Source organism: Acidovorax sp. NB1 (assembly GCF_005405905.1).
Lineage (GTDB): Bacteria > Pseudomonadota > Gammaproteobacteria > Burkholderiales > Burkholderiaceae_C > Acidovorax.
Genome location: NZ_BJHU01000013.1, coordinates 19,953 through 37,832 on the forward strand (window position 1 = coordinate 19,953; position 17,880 = coordinate 37,832).

General features: G+C 66.3%; 13 protein-coding genes. 7 read left to right on the forward strand and 6 right to left on the reverse strand.

Annotation, left to right across the window (positions count from 1 at the left end; translation table 11 throughout):
• Window positions 1-6 precede the first annotated feature (6 nt).
• On the reverse strand, window positions 7-630 hold the full coding sequence (locus AvAM_RS04885) for an SH3 domain-containing protein (protein ID WP_137746034.1): 624 nt from the start codon (window positions 628-630) through the stop codon (window positions 7-9).
• Between the two features lie 64 nt (window positions 631-694).
• Here AvAM_RS04885 and AvAM_RS04890 point away from each other — a divergent pair, with 64 nt between their 5' ends.
• The 3 genes from AvAM_RS04890 to AvAM_RS04900 all read left to right on the forward strand — a co-directional run bounded on the left by AvAM_RS04890 (window position 695) and on the right by AvAM_RS04900 (window position 5,515).
• On the forward strand, window positions 695-1,534 hold the full coding sequence (locus AvAM_RS04890; protein ID WP_137746035.1) for an SDR family oxidoreductase: 840 nt from the start codon (window positions 695-697) through the stop codon (window positions 1,532-1,534).
• 195 nt (window positions 1,535-1,729) lie between these two features.
• Window positions 1,730-2,830, forward strand: a complete 1,101-nt coding sequence (locus tag AvAM_RS04895; protein ID WP_137746036.1) for a TRAP transporter substrate-binding protein — start codon at window positions 1,730-1,732, stop codon at window positions 2,828-2,830.
• The gene (locus AvAM_RS04900) at window positions 2,831-5,515 is read left to right on the forward strand and encodes an EAL domain-containing protein (protein ID WP_137746037.1); all 2,685 of its coding nucleotides are present in this window, start codon (window positions 2,831-2,833) and stop codon (window positions 5,513-5,515) included.
• A 189-nt stretch (window positions 5,516-5,704) separates the two neighbouring features.
• On the opposite strand, the gene AvAM_RS04905 is transcribed toward AvAM_RS04900, so the two are convergent.
• Window positions 5,705-6,604: a DMT family transporter gene (locus AvAM_RS04905; RefSeq protein ID WP_137746038.1), complete on the reverse strand. Its 900-nt coding sequence runs from the start codon at window positions 6,602-6,604 to the stop codon at window positions 5,705-5,707.
• 188 nt (window positions 6,605-6,792) lie between these two features.
• Here AvAM_RS04905 and AvAM_RS04910 point away from each other — a divergent pair, with 188 nt between their 5' ends.
• Together AvAM_RS04910 and AvAM_RS04915 are read left to right on the forward strand one after the other, a co-directional pair.
• Complete coding sequence (locus AvAM_RS04910) at window positions 6,793-7,776, forward strand: quinone oxidoreductase (protein ID WP_137746039.1); 984 nt, start codon at window positions 6,793-6,795, stop codon at window positions 7,774-7,776.
• Entirely contained in the window at window positions 7,773-8,618 is an 846-nt protein-coding gene (locus tag AvAM_RS04915) for an NUDIX domain-containing protein (RefSeq protein ID WP_137746040.1), read from the forward strand. The genes AvAM_RS04910 and AvAM_RS04915 overlap by 4 nt, the downstream gene beginning before the upstream one ends.
• On the opposite strand, the gene AvAM_RS04920 is transcribed toward AvAM_RS04915, so the two are convergent.
• Window positions 8,572-9,612 (reverse strand): NAD(P)H-binding protein, encoded by a 1,041-nt coding sequence (locus AvAM_RS04920; RefSeq protein ID WP_137746041.1) that lies wholly within the window; start codon window positions 9,610-9,612, stop codon window positions 8,572-8,574. The two genes, AvAM_RS04915 and AvAM_RS04920, sit on opposite strands and share 47 nt — an antisense overlap.
• A gap of 118 nt (window positions 9,613-9,730) precedes the next feature.
• Between AvAM_RS04920 and AvAM_RS04925 the strand changes: the two genes are divergently transcribed.
• Window positions 9,731-10,660, forward strand: a complete 930-nt coding sequence (locus AvAM_RS04925; protein WP_137746042.1) for a LysR family transcriptional regulator — start codon at window positions 9,731-9,733, stop codon at window positions 10,658-10,660.
• Between the two features lie 194 nt (window positions 10,661-10,854).
• Window positions 10,855-12,318 (forward strand): flagellin, encoded by a 1,464-nt coding sequence (locus AvAM_RS04930; RefSeq protein ID WP_137746043.1) that lies wholly within the window; start codon window positions 10,855-10,857, stop codon window positions 12,316-12,318.
• Between the two features lie 66 nt (window positions 12,319-12,384).
• On the opposite strand, the gene AvAM_RS04935 is transcribed toward AvAM_RS04930, so the two are convergent.
• The 3 genes from AvAM_RS04935 to ileS all read right to left on the reverse strand — a co-directional run bounded on the left by AvAM_RS04935 (window position 12,385) and on the right by ileS (window position 17,831).
• The gene (locus AvAM_RS04935) at window positions 12,385-14,040 is read right to left on the reverse strand and encodes a Na/Pi cotransporter family protein (RefSeq protein WP_137746044.1); all 1,656 of its coding nucleotides are present in this window, start codon (window positions 14,038-14,040) and stop codon (window positions 12,385-12,387) included.
• Window positions 14,041-14,445: 405 nt separating this feature from the next.
• Window positions 14,446-14,964, reverse strand: coding sequence for a signal peptidase II (gene lspA / locus AvAM_RS04940; RefSeq protein ID WP_137746045.1), 519 nt, complete (start codon window positions 14,962-14,964; stop codon window positions 14,446-14,448).
• Complete coding sequence (gene ileS / locus AvAM_RS04945) at window positions 14,964-17,831, reverse strand: isoleucine--tRNA ligase (RefSeq protein ID WP_137746046.1); 2,868 nt, start codon at window positions 17,829-17,831, stop codon at window positions 14,964-14,966. The genes lspA and ileS overlap by 1 nt, the downstream gene beginning before the upstream one ends.
• Window positions 17,832-17,880: the final 49 nt, after the last annotated feature.

Below are 17,880 nucleotides of genomic sequence, written 5' to 3' on the forward strand. Positions count from 1 at the left end.
ATTTCCTCAGTTCGGGCTGTAGTTGGGGTCGGACGGATTGCCCGAGCTGCCGCCGGAGCGGTTGCCCGCACCCGAGCCGCCCGAAGGCAGCGCAGGCTGGGCCATGGCCGGAACATCCCGCGCATGCAGCGAGGCCGAGCTGGCAAATTGGCGTGCCTGGTCGGCGTTCACCCGCATGCCTTCAACCCTGCCCACGGCGGCCGGGTTGGGTTGGGCCTTGGCGATGTCTTCAGCGTCCAGCCCGCGAATGCCCACGGTGGAGGTCGCCGTGGTGGTGGACCCGCTGTTGCCGCCAAACAACCCCCCCAGGCCCCGCAAGCCACCGGCAGCGGAGTTGTTGCTGTTCGCTGCCGCACCCGATTGGGGCCCCAGGTCGAACATGTGCACCCAGCCCGTGGCCCCCTGCGGGGTGCTCACTTTGGTCCAGGGGCCCTTGCGCTCGCTGCTGCGTGTGACGACCGTGTTGGCCTCCAGGGGCGCCAGGCTGGCACCGTTGTCTGCCGGGCTGTCGCGCAATTGTGTGGCGCGTTTGACCACGGCGGCTTCCTGGGCATGCGAAGCGCCTGCCACCAGGGCCAGTGCGGCCCCAGCCAGCCAGGCGGCCAGGGCGTCACGGTGCAGCCATTTCATCTTGCAACTCTCCACTTATGATTTGACAGGGCTGCAGGGTGCAGCACCAGAACCGGAGATTGTTATGGATTTGGGTATCGCAGGCAAATGGGCGCTGGTGTGCGGCGCGAGCAAGGGGCTGGGCTATGGCTGTGCGCAGGCGCTGGTGCGCGAGGGCGTCAACGTCGTCATCAACGCCCGCAATGCCGATGCGCTCGATCAGGCTGCTACCCGTTTGATAGCTGAATGCGCAAGCCAGTCGCGCGCAAAGGGCCAAAAAGATGCTGAAATCTCTGCACCCCAGGTGCTGGCCGTGGCGGCAGACATCACCACCCCTGCCGGGCGCGAGGCCGTGTTCTCCGTGGCGGGTGGGCCGGGTCGGGATTTCGACATCGTGGTGACGAACGCGGGCGGGCCTCCCACGGGGGATTTCCGCGACTGGGATCGCGATGCCTGGATCAAGGCCGTGGACGCCAACATGCTCACGCCCATCGAACTCATCCGGGCCACGGTGGATGGCATGGCGGCGCGGGGTTTTGGCCGCATCGTCAACATCACATCGAGTGCTGTGAAGGCGCCCATCGACATCCTGGGCCTGTCCAATGGCGCGCGCAGCGGCCTCACGGGTTTTGTGGCGGGGGTGTCGCGCAGCAAGATCGCGGCGCGGGGCGTGACGATCAACAACCTGCTGCCCGGCAAGTTCGACACCGACCGCCTCGCGGCCACCGTGACGGCCGCTGCTGGCAAGGCGGGCAAAAGCGTCGATGAGGTGCGCGCCGCCCAGCAGTCGCAGATCCCGGCGGGCCGCTATGGCACGGCCGACGAGTTTGGTGCCATCTGCGCCTTTTTGTGCAGCCAGCAGGCGGGTTACATGACCGGCCAGAATGTGCTGGCCGATGGCGGCGCCTACCCCGGCACCTTCTGACGGCCTTGTGGCAGGGCGCGCATGGTGGCAAGGGTGGCAAGGAACGGCATGCCAGCAGCCTCGGGCGCTGCGGCGGGGGCGTTTCATTGGCAGATGCCACGCACCAGTTCTCTCGAAGGCTCACGCGTGGCGTTTTGCCGACAATATGCCTTTGGAGCTGAAAAATTGGTGGAATACTTCTCGCCATTGTTTGCCATGCTCACCACCCCCCGCACCTTGAATTTTTCCCACTGGCGCCATGCCCTGCTTTTTTGTGTGGCGCTGGCTGCATGGGGCGGGGTGCATGGGGCAGACCCTGCGGGCAGCAAGGCCGCCGCGCCCTACAAGCTGCGCGTGGTGGGCGGGCTGGCCGGGGTGAACCAATACACGCGCCAGGAAGAGCCGTTCTGGAACAAGGAGCTGGCCCGCCTGAGTGGCGGCAAGTTCCAGGCAGAGATCGTCCCCTTTGATCGGGCCGGGGTGCCTGGCAACGAAATGCTGCGCCTGCTGCAGCTGGGCGTGGTGCCGTTCGGCACCACTCTGATGAGTTCGTTCACCTCGCAATACCCCGAATACACCGCGCCCGATCTGGCGGGCCTGAACCCCGACATCGCCACGCTCAAGACCACCCTCACCGCGTTTCGCCCCTACCTCGAAAAGGCCCTGCGCGAACAGCATGGCGTGGAGGCGCTGGCGATCTATGTGTACCCGGCCCAGGTGGTCTTTTGCAAGAAGCCGCTGCGCGCGCTGTCTGACCTGTCGGGGCGCCGCGTCCGCGTGTCGTCGTCCACCCAGGCCGACTTTGTCGGGGCCCTGGGCGGCGTGCCGGTGCTGACCAGCTTTTCCCAGATCGTGCCCAGCCTGACGGCGGGCAACACCGAATGTGCGATCACGGGCACCATGTCGGGCAATTTGCTGGGCCTGCCCACACTCACCTCGCATGTGCACACCCTGCCTGTGACCTGGGGGCTGGCCATTTTTGGCGCCAACCAGGCGGCCTGGGCGGGCCTGCCCGCCGACCTGCGCGAGCTGCTCAAGCGCGAGCTGCCCCGGCTGGAGTCCGCCATCTGGGCCGAGTCCGAACGCGAGACCGCCGAGGGCCTGGCCTGCAACCGGGGCGCGCCCACCTGCACCGGGGGCACCAAGGGCGCCATGGTGGTCGTGCCTGCATCGCCGCAGGATGAGCGCAGCCGCCAGGAGATACTGGCCTCCACCGTGCTGCCCCGCTGGGTGCAGCGCTGTGGCGCGCGCTGCGCCCAGGCCTGGAACCAGACGATCGGCCCCGCACGTGGCCTGTTGGCCGCACCCGCAAAATAAATGAGAGAGCCCACGACCCCGTTGCGCATCAAGGCCTTTGTCGGGGCCGGGGTTGTGGTGTTTGTGGTGGCAGTGGCCATCGTGGCGGCTGCCGTGGCCTGGAATGCCCGCAAGGTGGCGCTGGACGATAGCGAGGCCCAGGCCACCCGTTTTGTGGCGGGTGCCGAGGCGGCGCTCAACCGCTCGCTGCTGACGGTGGATGTGCTGCTGGCCAGCATGGACGAGCTGCTGAACCTGTCGAACATGACGGCGCCCTGGATCGACGCGGAATCGGCCAGCCAGCGCCTGCGCGGCTCCACCCGGCAGAACCTGATGGTGCGCTACGTGGCGCTGCTGGACGCCACCGGCAAAACCATGGCGTCCTCCGACCCGGCTGGCGGCGCGCTGGCCGTGCAATTGCCAGCGGGCTTTCTGGAGTCCGTGCTGGAGCAGCCGGTGTCCACCCTCATGGTCAGCGCGCCGGTCGTGAGTTTTGCCAGTTCCGAGCGCGTTCTGTATTTCGCGCGCCACCTGCGCCTGGCCGACAGCACACGTGTGGCGGCGGTGGCCGAGCTGCCCGTGGGCGCCCTGGGCGCGGTGCTGCTTCAGGGCGTGGACATCAGCGGCCTGCAGGTAACGCTGGAGCGGACTGGCGGGCAATTGCTGCTGGGCGTGCCTGGCCGCGAGGAAGTCATTGCTCCCACGCTGGCGCCGCCGCTGGCCGAGCTGGCCGACCTGGGCCTGGAGTGGAGGGCTCCGGCACGCCTCACCGGGGCGCCCGCCCTGGTGGTGTTTCGTCCCATCCTGTACCAGGACCTGCGGATTTCCGCGAGCATCCCGCTGCACGAGGCGTTGAGCAGCTGGCGCGACCAGCGCGACGCCATCGGCCTGACTGCACTGGTGTTTGTGGCCATGATCCTGGCGGCGGGGGGGCTGGCGTTTCGTTACCTGGACCGCCTCTCGCAGGCCCGCGTGGCCATAGCCCAATCCAAAGCCACGCTCGACCAGGCGCTGGAGTCCATGGTTAGCGGCTTTTTGCTGCTCGACAAGAACAACTGCGTGGTGCAGTGGAACAGCCAGTTCGAGGTGATCTTCCCGTGGCTCAAGGGCATCATCGCCCCCCGGCTGCCGTTTCGCACGGTGATCGAGGAAACCGTCAAGCACCACCATCCCCGCCTGGCCGACGACGAGCACGCGCGCTGGGTGGACCAGCGGCTGTTGCGGCAACAGCAGCCCCAGCACGAACCGCATGAACAGGTCTACTCCAACGGCCGCACCATCCAGATCACGGAGCGCACCACGCCCGACGGTGGCCTGGTCATCAGCTACCACGACGTCACGGCCCTGCGGCGCGCGAGCGCCGAGATCGAGAACCTTGCTTTCTACGACCCGCTGACCAACCTGCCCAACCGCCGCCTGCTCATGGACCGTATGCAGCAGGCCATTGCTTCCAGTGCGCGCAGCGGCCAGTACGGCGCCCTGCTGTTCCTCGACCTGGACCATTTCAAGACCCTGAACGACACCCGGGGCCACGAGGTGGGCGACATGCTGCTGCGCCAGGTGGCCCAGCGCCTGAAGACCTGCGTGCGGCGCGAAGACACGGTAGCGCGGCTGGGCGGCGACGAGTTTGTGGTCATGCTGGGCGACCTGTCGGCCAGCAGCGAAGAGGCGGGCGCCTATGTCCGCCGTGTGGGCGAAAAAATCCTGCGCAAGCTCAATGTGCCCTACACCCTGGGGGGCCATGCCCACCACAGCACACCCAGCATTGGCGCCACGTTGATGGGCGGCGCGATCCAGTCGTCGGTGGATTTGCTCAAGCAGGCCGACATTGCCATGTACCAGGTCAAGTCGCAGGGGCGCAATGCGCTGTGCTTCTTTGACCCGCAGATGCAGATCGCGATCAGCCTGCGCGCGCAGCTCGAAGCCGATTTGCAGGCGGCGCTCACGGCGCGCCAGTTTGTGCTGCATTACCAGCCGCAGTTCCACTTGGACGGGCGCATGGTGGGCGCCGAGGCGCTGATCCGCTGGCAACACCCCGAACGCGGCCTGGTGGCGCCAGGGGCCTTCATCGGCGTGGCGGAAGAGAGCGAACTCATCGTGCCCATGGGCCACTGGGTGCTGCGCACGGCCTGCGAACAACTGGCCGCCTGGCAGGGCAATCCGCGCTTTCAGCACCTGCAGTTGTCGGTCAACGTGAGTGCACGGCAGTTCCGCCAGCGCGACTTTGTGGCGCGCGTGGTCGAGGTGCTGCGCGAAACCGGCGCGCGCCCCCACCTGCTCAAGCTCGAGCTCACCGAATCGCTGGTGCTGGACAACGTGGACGACACCATCGCCAAGATCGGCACGCTCAAGACCAAGGGCGTGCGTTTTTCGGTGGACGACTTCGGCACCGGCTACTCGTCGCTGGCCTACCTCACGCGGTTGCCGCTCGACCAGCTCAAGATCGACCAGTCCTTCGTGCACAACCTGGGCGTGCGCCATACCGACGACGTGATCGTGCAGACCATCCTGGGCATGGCGCGCAACCTGGAACTGGACGTGATCGCCGAAGGTGTGGAGACCGAGGCACAGAAGAAGCTGCTGGCCCAGTACGGCTGCACCTACTTCCAGGGCTACCTGCTGGGGCGGCCCACCCCTGTGGCGCAGCTGGAGGCGCTGCTGGATCCCATCGCCACCACCGCCGAAGACCTCGACCTGCCCGGCTGAGGGCCACAAGGCGGGCGGCGCTCACAAGCCCGGCAGGCCCCACATCCGCCACATACTGCCGCCTGCCTTTGCTGTCCATGCCCCTGGTGGCGGCGCCAGGGGTTGCAGGAATAATTGCTATATTTTTAATAGCTTGAAATGTATGATGGACGCGCGGCAAGGCCGATTTTTATTCAGGTCCTGCAGCCCTCAGCGCCGCGACGACACCACAATCCCGCCCACGATCAGTGCAAACGCCACGCCGTGGAACGCCTGGGGCGTTTCGCCCAGAAACGCGGCCGACAACAAGCCCGCAAACAGCGGCGTGAGGTTGACAAAAAACCCCGCCACCGCAGGCCCCGCCCGCTGCACGCCCACACCCCAGCAGCGGTAGGCCAGCACGGCAGGGCCGACGGCGATGAAGGCCAGTGCCGCTACCAGCGGCCAGCCCCAGGTGGTGTGCGCGTGGCCGGTGGCCCATTCGGCCCCGGCAAAGCTGCCCGACCAGGCCAGGCCAAACACCATCTGCGCCATGAGGAAAGCGGCCCAGTCGCTCCGGATGCTGCCCGGCTCGCTGGTACGCGCCAGCAGCCAGCTGTAAAACGCCCACGAGATGGTGGCCAGCAGCATGAACAAATCGCCCGGCACCAGGCGGAACGCCAGCAGCTGCGACCATTCGCCCCGGCTCAGCACCAGCAGCACGCCACACACCGACAGCAGCGCGCCCATCACCTGGCGCCGTGTCACGGCCGCCCCGAAGAACAGCGCGCCCACGGCCAGCATCCACACCGGCATGCTGGAGCCCACCAGCGTTGCATTGATGGGCGTGGAAGTCTGCAGCGCCATGTACTGCAGCGCGTTGTACAGGCCAATGCCCAGCAGCCCCAGCAGCGCATAGCGGCGCCAGTGGGGCCACAGCGGGCTGTCCTTGCGCAGCACACCGTGGGCCAGCGGCAGCAGGATGGCAAAGGCCAGCACCCAGCGGATGAAATTGAGGGCAGCGGGGGAAATCAGGTCATGCACCAGCCGCCCCGTGACGGCGTTGCCAGCCCACAGCAGGGGCGGAATCACCAGCAGCACGGCCGTGCCGGGTGTGAGTTTTTGAGTCATGGGGCTGCACTGTAACGGTGCGCGCGCTGCGCTGCAGCATGCGTTGGTAACGCCCTTGAAACGTGCCGGGCAGCCGCGCTAGGTAGCGGGCACGGCCCGCCGTTTCATGGCAGGATGGCCGCCGTTTTGGTCGGTACCGGCCTTGTCCGTACTTTGATCCCATTTGTCGTTCGCAACAGGAGCCACCCATGACCCTCGCCGTTCAGATCCGCCAGCACGGCGGCCCCGAAGAACTCCACCTCGTCGATGTGCCCGTGGGCAACCCCGGCCCCGGCGAAATCCGCATTCGCCACCACGCCATTGGCCTGAACTTCATCGACGTGTACCACCGCACCGGCCTGTACCCGCTCACCATGCCCGCCACCATCGGCATGGAAGGCGCAGGCGTGGTCGAGGCCGTGGGCGAGGGTGTCACGCACCTGAAGGTGGGCGACCGCGCCGCCTATGCCAGCAACCCGCCGGGTGCCTACTGCGAAGTGCGCGTGATGCCCGCCAAATGCGTGTGCAAGCTGCCCGACGCCATCAGCTTCGAGACCGGCGCGGCCATGATGCTCAAGGGGCTGACGGCGCAGTACCTGCTCAAAAAGACGCGCCCGGTGGAAGGACTGGAGCCCGGCGATTTTGTGCTGTTCCACGCAGCAGCCGGTGGCGTGGGCCTGATCGCCAGCGAGTGGGCCAAGGCGCTGGGCCTGCAGCTCATCGGCACGGCGGGCTCGGATGCCAAGTGCCAGCTGGCCTTGGCCAACGGCGCGGCGCATGCGATCAACTACAGCACCGAGGACTTCGCCGCCCGCGTGAAGGAGATCACCGGCGGCAAGGGCGTGAAGGTGGTGTACGACTCGGTGGGCAAGGACACCTGGGACAAGTCGCTGGAGTGCCTGCGCCCCTTCGGCCTCATGGCCAGCTTCGGCAACGCTTCGGGCCCCGTGCCGCCGTTTGCGCCGGGCAGCCTGGGGGCCAAGGGCTCGCTCTACGTCACGCGCCAGACGCTGTTCACCCACATCGCCACGCGCGAAGCCACCCAGGCCATGGCCGACGACCTGTTTGCCGTGGTGGCCAGCGGGCAGGTGAAGATCCACATCGACCAGCGCTACCCGCTGGCCGAGGTGCAGCAGGCCCACCGGGACCTGGAAGCGCGCAAGACCACGGGCTGCACCATCCTCACGCTGTGAACACCGGCGTGCAGAACTCTGCGTTCGACCACTGGCTGGCGGGCGCGCGCGCGTCGGCCCAGTTGCCCCCGGCCCAGCCGCGCCAGCCGCTGGTGGTGGGCGGGCAGGTGGTGGGGTCGGTGGCGGATGGTTTTTTGAGCCAAATTGGCCTCCACCGCCTGCTGAATAAGCGCTATAAGCTATCAAATGGTGAGCATTCTGGTGCGCCCGCCTGGCACCTGGATGTGCCCGCCGAGGCGCCTGTAGACGCCATCACCGATGCGCTCAACACCCTGGCTGAGGCCTTGCGCGAGGCGGGCCTGTGTGGCCCCTGGCGCAACGAGCAACTGGCGGTGACCAACCCCCAGGGCGATGTGGTGGGCACTGTAGAGCGCGGCGCCGTGCGCGTGCTGGGCATTGCCACGAGCGCCGTGCACCTGGTGGGCCTGGCGCCCGATGGCCGCATGTGGGTGCAAAAGCGCTCGATGACCAAACCCAACAACCCCGGCCTGTGGGACACGCTGATGGGCGGCATGGTCTCGGCCGCCGATTCGCTGCCGCAAGCCTTGGCGCGCGAAACCTGGGAAGAAGCCGGCCTGCACGTCGAAGCCTTGCAGGGTCTGCGGCACGGCGGCCATGTGGACTTCAGCCGCCCGAGCCGCGAGGGTGGCGGCGCGGGCTATATGCGCGAGCGCATCGACTGGTTCTGCGCCCAGGTGCCGGGCGGCATGGAGCCCAGCAACCAGGATGGCGAGGTCGAGCGTTTTGACCTGCTGCCGCTGGATGGGCTGCGTGCGCAGGTCGCCCAGGGCCTGTTCACGCTGGAAGCTGGCCTGGTGATCGCGGGCTACCTGGGGCAGTGAGCCCGGCTGCGGGCAGGCAGTCCAGCCCCTGCAGCGTGGCCTGCACCGCCACATCCAGCGGAGTGTGGGGCTCGGTGCCCAGCACGGCCAGGAGGCGATCGTTGGCCATGCGCACGGGCTGCTGCCACAGGTAGCGCATCTCCCGCAACTCGCGCAAGGTGGCCACCAACGGCGATGCCAGCGTGACCAGCCACCACGGAAACGCCTGCACCCGGGGCGCCGCGCCGCCGTTGCGCACCACGGCGCGGTCAATCGCACCGGCCATCTGCGTGCCGTCGGCATCCCAGTGCCCCGCCATGTGGAAGGGCGCAAACGCGGGCAGCTCTGCGCGCCGCTCCAGCAGCAGCACCATGGTGCGCGCCACATCGGGCAGGTAGGACCACTGGTGGCCCACGCCCGGGCGGCCGGGCTGCTTCACACTGGCCACCGGCTGGCCCGGCCGCACCAGGCCCTGTGCAAACCAGCTGTTGCCCACCTGGGGGCCAAAGTAGTCACCCGCCCGCACGATGATCACGCGGCAGGTGCCTGGGCCCAGCGGGTGGGGCTGGGTGGCCTGCTGCAGGCGGCGCTCCAGTTCCACGCGCACGGCGCCTTTGCGGGTGTGGGGTTGCTGCGCTGCGTCCTCGCGCAGCACCGGGAAGGCGTCCGGCCCATAGTTGTAGAGCGTGCCGGGCAGCACCACCGTGGCCCCGGTGGCGGTGGCCGCCGCAATGGTGTTGTCGATCATCGGCAGCACCAGCTCGCCCCAGCGCCGGTAGCCGGGCGGGTTGACCGCGTGCACGATCACGTCGCAGCCCGCAGCTGCGGCCACCACGTCCTCGCGCCGCATGGCGTCTCCACGCACCCAGGTCATGCCGTCGCGCTGCTCGCGGGCCTGCGCCACGCCCCGGTGCAGCGCATGCACCTCCCACCCCCGGTCGCGCAGTTGGCGCGCCACCTCGCCGCCAATGCCGCCGGTGGCGCCCAGAACCAGAACCTTGTTGCCTTGTGCCATGAAAGTGCTCCTTGTGTGGCCATGGATGTGGCCGTTGCCGTGGTGATGGATGCCAGTGTGGCGCGGCGCTTGTCAAAAGAAAATTGCTGAAAACAAAGGTAACGCTATACATTTATGTATGACGCAAGCTTCTACAGAATCGATTGGCTGGGAGCTGTACCGCTCCTACCTGGGTGTGCTCAGCGAAGGCTCGCTGTCGGGCGCCGCCCGGGCCCTGGGCGTGACCCAGCCCACGGTGGGGCGCCACATCGCCGCGCTGGAGCAAGCCCTGGGGCTCACCCTGTTCACCCGCTCGCAGCAGGGCCTGCTGCCCACCGAGGCCGCACTGGAATTGCGCCCCTACGCCGAGGCCATGCAGCATTCGGCAGCGGCCCTGGCCCGGGCGGCCAGCGGCCACGGCGAGGGCGTGCGGGGCACCGTGCGTGTGACGGCCAGCGAGGTGATGGGGGTGGAAGTGTTGCCCCCGCTGCTGGCCCAGCTGCAGGCCCGGCACCCCGGGCTGACCGTGGAGCTGGCGCTGAGCAACCGCGTGCAGGACCTGCTCCACCGCGAGGCCGACATCGCCATCCGCATGACCGAGCCCCGCCAGGAGGCCCTCATCGCCCGCCGCGTGGGCGTGGTGGCGCTGGGCCTGCACGCCCATGCCACCTACCTGCAGGCCCAGGGCACACCCACATCGCTGGCAGACCTGGCGCACCACCGGCTGATCGGCTTTGACCAGGAAACCCCGTTCATCCGCGCCGCGCGCAAGCTGCTTCCCCCGTGGCGCCACGAGGACTTTGCCCTGCGCAGCGACAGCGACCTGGCCCAGCTGGCACTGATCCGTGCGGGCGGCGGCATCGGCATATGCCAGGTGGCACTGGCGCGGCGCACACCGCAGCTGGTGCACCTGCTGGCACCGCAGTTCAGTGCCGGGCTGGACACCTGGGTGGTGATGCACGAAGACCTGCGCAACAGTCCGCGCTGCAGGTACACGTTTGATGCCTTGGTGACGGGGCTGCTGCAGTACACGGGGTTGGCTGAGGAGAGGGTGGGCGTGGCGGCCTGACGGTCTGTTCTCTCCGAGGCCGATGCCCCCAGACTCTGTACTTCGCAAGATACGGGAGCCGGGGATACCCGCAGCGGCGCCAAAAGCACCTCAAGTTCGCTCTGGCCTGGCCGAAACAAGGTCAAGCGTTGGTTCTGCCGCGCTCCACACAACAACACGAAAACTCCAGCGAGCGGAATGGGCGGGGAATCCACGTGGCTTCGACAATCAATACCAACGTGCCATCGCTGACGGCCCAGCGCAACCTGGGCATGAGCCAGACCTCGCTGAATAACTCTATCCAACGCCTGTCGTCGGGTCTGCGCATCAACAGCGCCAAGGACGACGCTGCCGGCTTGGCGATTTCCGAGCGTTTCACCAGCCAGATCCGGGGCCTGAACCAGGCTGTTCGCAATGCCAATGACGGTATCTCCTTGGCGCAAACCGCCGAAGGTGCGTTGAAGGCATCCGGCGACATCCTGCAACGTGTGCGTGAGCTGGCAGTGCAGTCGGCCAACGCCTCCAACAGCGCTGGCGACCGACAGGCCCTGCAACAGGAAGTGGGCCAATTGGTGTCCGAACTGGACCGCATCTCGCAGACCACAGAATTCAACGGCGCCAGGCTGCTGGATGGCACATTCGGCACCCAGCAGTTCCAGGTGGGTGCCAACGCCAATCAGACCATCGTGGCGGCCACGGGTAACCTGCGTACCAACGCATACGGCAACAACCAGGCCGTGGCCATGGGCCCTCCTACGAACCCCAACAACAACTACGCCGGTTTGCTGGCGGGTACTTTGACGGTGAATGGATTCGCTGGCGGCCGGACGGTTGCTGTGGGGTCGGTGGCCACTGCGTCGCAAATTGCCGATTCGATTAATGCTGTCAAGGCAGATACCGGTGTGGGGGCCACAGCACGCACCGAGGTGAGCCTAGCCTTTGGCGCGGCAGGCTCGTACCTGATCGGCGTGTCGACGGACCACACCATGTTGAACATGATCTCCTTCACCCTGTCGTCCAGCAACACGGCCGACGGTTTGGCTGCGGTGGTCACGGCGGTCAACGATCAGTCCGCGAAGACGGGGATTACCGCTGCGTTGAACTCCAATGGCTCCCGCGTATTGCTGACTCAGGCAAAGGGCAATGACATCCTGATATCGGACACCAACACCCCGAACCCCGGGACGGTATCCGTGCAGAAATTGGATGGGGGTGGCGCCAACGTGGGGGCGCCTGTTGTGCTGGCTGTCAACGGCACGGCGGATAACGCGAGAACCATGGGTTATGTCACCCTCGATTCCGAAAAATCGTTCTCCATCACGCCTACGACGACGAACATGGCAAGTGCTGGAGCGTCGTCTCTCCAGACCGTGTCAACTCTGGATGTAACGACTTTTGCAACAGCGACCTCCGCACTCAAAACGGTGGACTCGGCCTTGGCCTTCATCAATGGCGAGCGCGCAAAACTCGGTGCACTGCAATCGCGTTTCGAAACCTCTATCAGCAACCTGCAGGTGACATCCGAAAACCTGTCTGCCTCGCGCAGCCGCATCCTGGATGCTGACTTCGCGTCCGAAACCGCCAACCTGTCACGCTCGCAAATCCTTCAACAGGCTGGTACGGCCATGGTGGCCCAGGCCAACCAGCTGCCGCAAGGCGTGCTGGCCCTTCTGCGCTAGCCCCGTCGCAGCCCTGTTTGTCACAGGGCACGGGCGGGCGCCAGCAGGTGTTCTGCTTCTCTTTTCTCAGCCCTGGTCCACCATCGTCTTGAGCCGGCTGGGCGCCAGTGCGCCGGCCGATTCCAGGATGGGGTAGGCCACCGAACACAGCAGCGAGTTGATGCGCTTGAGTTCGCTGATCAGGTCGATGTGCAGCGAGCTGGTCTCGATGCTGGGCACCGTGTTGTCCGACAGGCGCGCGAGGTGGGTGGCCGAATAGGCGTGTTCCAGGTCGCGGAAGCGGGCTTTTTCTTCCAGCAGCTTTTGCGCATCGCGCACGCTGCCGTTCAAGAACACACTCATCGCCAGCCGCAGGTTGTCGATCAGCCGGGCGTGCAGCTCGTTGATCTCTTCCATGCCCGCCTCGGAGAACTGGCGGCCCTTCTTGATCTTCTTGTCCTCGATGTCGATCAGCACGCGCTCGATGATGTCGCCGATCTGCTCCATGTTGATCGTGAAGCTGATGATGTCGGCCCAGCGTCGGCCCTCGCGCTCGTCCAGGGCCTCGCGCGAGATCTTGGTCATGTAGTACTTGATGGCCGAGTACAGGCCGTCCACCTCGTCATCGAGCTTGCGCAGGTCCTCAGCCAGCTGCAGGTCGTCCGTCTGAATCACCTTTTGCAGGCCCAGCAGCATGGACTCGACCACGTCCGCCTGGTGCAGCGCTTCGCGTGCGGCGCAGGAGATGGCCAGGGACGGCGTGGCCAGGGCAGACGGATCCAGATGCTGGGGCCGGGTGCCTGCGGCGGCCGGGGCTTTTTCGGTGGGCAGCAGCCGCTGCACGGTGCGCGCCACGGTGCCGGTGAGGCCGATGCAGACAATGCCCACGACCACGTTGAACGCCAGGTGGAACAGCACCACCAGCGCGGCGGTTTCGGGCACATAGGGCCGCACATGCTGCAGCCACAGACCGGTCAGCGGCGTCATGATGACCACGCCAATGATCTTGAAAAACAGGTTGCCCAGCGGCACCTGGCGGGTCTGCACATTGGCTTTCATGGTGGTCAGCACCGCCAGCACGCCGCTGCCCAGGTTGGCACCCAGCACCAGGCCCAGTGCCACATCGGCCGGAATGCCGCCCGAGCCCGCCAGCGCCGCCGTGAGCAGCACCGTGGCCAGGCTCGAATACGCCACGATGGCCAGCACGGCGCCGGTGAAGATCTCCAGCAGCAGGTCGCTGGTGAGCGCGCCCAGCAGGGTTCGCACAGTGGGCGACTGGGTGAGCACGGTGGTCGATTCGGTGATGAGCCGCAGCGCCAGCAGCATCAGCCCCAGGCCGATGAGCACGCGGCCTACGCGGCCTACGGCGGTGTCTTTGCGCGAGATGAACAGCACCACGCCCACAAAGATGAACAGCGGCGAGAGCCACGACAGGTCCATCGAGAACACCACGGCCATCACGCTGGTGCCCACGTCGGCCCCCAGCATCACGGCCAGCGCGGCGGGCAGACCCACCAGGCCCTGGCCCACAAAGGACGACACGATGAGTGCGGTGGCCGTGCTGGACTGCACCACGGCCGTCACCCCGATGCCCGAGAGCACGGCGGTGAACCGGCTGCTGACGCTGTGCGCGATGAGCTGGCGCAGGTTGGCGCCAAACACGCGCAGGATGCCGGTGCGCACCAGGTGGGTGCCCCAGATCAGCAGCGCCACGGCCGCCAGGAGATTGAGGAGATGCTTCATGAAAAACCGTTGTTTCTTCTTCTTGTGACCTGCGCAAGATTCCGACCAGTCCCATCGGGGCTGGCACTGCGTTCATGACCCCATTGTGCGGCGCCTTGCCGGGGGAGTGTTGCCTGCTGTGCATCGGCCGCATGTGTGGTACATGCCCGCGCCGCGTGTGGCCCCACCCGCAACGGCTGCTGCAAAAAACAACCGCAACCCTGATTTGTCATAAAACTGACATATAAGCATACTCCTGAATCGATAGCGTCTGTGCAGATGCCCTTGCCATCGCAAGGGGCCTGTGCATCTGGTGCGGTTGGGGTGGGGCGTTGCTCCTGCCAGTGCCCAAAGCACAACGGCCCGCGTTCTGCGGGCCGTTGGTGGATGGGGGTGTGGCGCGGCTCGCAGGCCGGTTGTGCCGCCTCAGCGTTCGCGCCGCATTCTCAGCAACTCATCCAGGATCAGGCAAGCGGCCCCGATGCTGATGGCCATGTCCGCCAGGTTGAAGGCCGGGAAATGGCCACCGTGGAAGAGGCCCGAGAGGAAATCCCAGTGGAAGTCCAGAAAATCCACCACGTAGCCGTGCATCAGGCGGTCCACCACATTGCCCACGGCGCCGCCCAGGATGCTGGCCAGCGAGAAGCAGAACAGCTTTTGCCCCGGGTGCGCGCGCAGTTGCCACACGATGAAAATCGTGGCCACCGCGCCAATGCCCGTGAACAGCCAACGCTGCCAGCCCCCGGCATTGGCCAGGAAAGAGAACGCCGCTCCCGTGTTGTGCGCCCGCACGATGTTGAAGAAGCTGGTGATGACCGTGGAGTCGCCCAGCTGGTAGTGGTTCAGGATCAGGGTCTTGGTGATCTGGTCGGCCACCATCAGGAGCGCGGCCCAGGCCAGCCAGACCCAGATGCGCGGGCCGTTGCGTGCGGGGGTGCTCGCCATCACGCGTGGGCCCGGCTCTCGCCGCTGCCGAACAGGTTGGCGGTGCAGCGGCCGCAGATGGTGGGGTGGGCAGCGTCCTGGCCTACGTCGTCGCGGTAGTGCCAGCAGCGCTCACATTTGGCATCAGAACTGGGGTTTACGCGGATCTGTAGCTCGTTTCCAGCTATCAGTTCGATAGCGGATGTGATGAACACAAATTTCAGATCGTCGCCCAGGCTGGCCAGCAGCGCATGGTCTTCGGGGGCTGCCGTCAGCGCGACGGTGGCCTGCAGGGACGAGCCCACCTTGCCGTCGGCACGCAGCGCTTCGATCTCCTTGTTCAACGCGTCGCGGATCTCGCGGATGCGCGACCATTTGGCCAGCAGGCCTTCGTCGGCGCCAGCGATTGATCCGTAGGTTTCCAGGAAGATGGAGTCGGAGCTGCCGAACACCTTCCAGGCTTCTTCGGCCGTGAAGGACAGGAACGGCGCCATCCAGCGCAGCATGGCGTGGGTGATCTGGTAGAGCGCGGTCTGCGCGCTGCGGCGTGCCAGGCTCTTGGGCGCGGTGGTGTACAGGCGGTCCTTGAGCACGTCCAGGTAGAAGCCGCCCAGGTCTTCCGAGCAGTACAGCTGCAGCTTGGCCACCACGGGGTGGAATTCGTAGACCTTGTAGTGCGCGAGCACGGTGGCCTGGAATTCGGCTGCGCGCGTGAGGGCGTAGCGGTCGATCTCCAGCATCTGGTCAAACGGAACGGCATCCTTGGCGGGATCGAAGTCGCTCACATTGGCCAGCAGGAAGCGCAGCGTGTTGCGGATGCGGCGGTAGGCGTCCACCACACGCGCGAGGATCTTCTCGTCGCCCGCGATGTCGCCCGAATAGTCGCTGGCGGCCACCCACAGGCGGATGATTTCGGCGCCCAGCTTCTTGTTGATTTCCTGCGGGTCAATGCCGTTGCCGAGCGACTTGCTCATCTTGCGGCCCTGGCTGTCCACGGTGAAGCCGTGGGTCAGCAGGCCGCGGTACGGCGCGCGGCCTTCCAGCGCCGAGGCAAGCAGCAGCGAGCTATGGAACCACCCGCGGTGCTGGTCATGGCCTTCGAGGTACAGATCGGCCTCAGGACCCGTGTCGTGGTGCACCTCGGGGTGCGTGCCGCGCAGCACGTGGCTGAAGGTGGAGCCGGAGTCGAACCACACTTCCAGGATGTCGGTGCTCTTGGTGTAGTGCGGCGCGTCTTCGGCGCCCAGGATTTCTTCGGTCGTTACGCGGCTCCAGGCCTCGATGCCGCCCTTTTCGACAATGTCCGCGGCCTGGTCCATGATTTCCATGGTGCGTGGGTGCAACTCGCCCGAATCCTTGTGCAGGAAGAACGGGATGGGCACGCCCCAGCTGCGCTGGCGCGAGATGCACCAGTCGGGCCGCCCGGCGATCATGTCGTGCAGGCGGGCCTTGCCGTTCTCAGGGTAGAAGCTGGTGTGTTCGATGGCGTCGAGCGCGATCTGGCGCAGCGTCTTGGCGGGCTTTTCACCGGCCTTGGTGAACACGCCTTCGCCTTCGTCCATGCGCACGAACCACTGGGCAGCGGCGCGGTAGATCACCGGGGTCTTGTGGCGCCAGCAGTGGGGGTAGCTGTGCGTGATGTCCTTGGTGGTCATCAGCCGACCCGCGTTGCGCAGCGCTTCGATGATGACGGGCACAGCCTTCCAGATGTGCTGGCCGCCGAACAGCGGGAAATCGGCCGCATAGGTGCCGTTGCCCTGCACGGGGTTCAGGATCTCGTCGAGCGCCATGCCATGCGCGCGGCAGGAGTTGAAGTCTTCCAGGCCGTAGGCAGGGGAGGAGTGCACGATACCCGTGCCGTCGTCGGCAGTGGCGTAGTCGGCCAGGTAGACGGGCGACAGGCGCTTGTAACCCTGGGTTCCGTCCTCGCTCTTCACGTCGTACAGCGGGTGTTCAAATTCCAGGCCGCCCAGGTTTTTGCCCAGGGTGGTGGCCAGCACGCTGCCGGTGAGGCCGTAACGCTCCAGGCAAGACGCCACCAGCGGCTCGGCCACGAGCAGGATGCGTTCGCCCGTGTCCACCAGCGCGTAGGTGATCTCGGGGTTCAGGTTCAGCGCCTGGTTGGCGGGGATGGTCCAGGCGGTGGTGGTCCAGATGACGACAAACGCGTCCTTGGCCAGCGCGGGCAGACCAAAGGCGGCCGCCAGCTTGGCCGGGTCGTGCGACTTGAAGGCCACGTCCAGTGTGGTGCTCTTCTTGTCCTGGTATTCGATCTCGAACTCGGCCAGCGAACTGCCGCAGTCAAAACACCAGTACACGGGCTTGAGGCCCCGGTACACAAAGCCGCGCTCCATCACGCGCTTGAAGGCGCGGATTTCGCCCGCCTCGTTAGCCGGGTTCATGGTCTTGTAGGGGTTGTCCCATTCGCCTAGCACGCCCAGGCGCTTGAAGTCCACCATCTGCTGCGCGATCTGCTCGGTGGCAAACGCGCGGCTCTTGGCCTGCATGTCGTCGCGGCTCAGGTTGCGGCCGTGTTTCTTCTCGATGGCGTTCTCGATCGGCAGGCCGTGGCAGTCCCAGCCCGGCACATACAGCGCGTCAAAGCCTTCGAGCTGGCGCGCCTTGGTGATCATGTCCTTCAGGATCTTGTTGACCGCATGGCCCATGTGGATCTGGCCGTTGGCGTAAGGCGGGCCATCGTGCAGGATGAACTTGGGGGCGCCCCGGCGCGCGTCGCGCAGGCGCTTGTAGATGCCTTGGTCTTCCCATTCCTTCACCCAGCCTGGCTCGCGCTTGGGCAGGTCGCCGCGCATGGGGAAGGGGGTGTCGGGCAGGTTCAGCGTGCTGCGGTAATCCGTGGAGGGAGTGCTGGCGTTGTCGTCGGACATGAGGGAGCCTTAAAAACGGGGCAATCCGGGGCAAGGCCCGGAGCAAGAA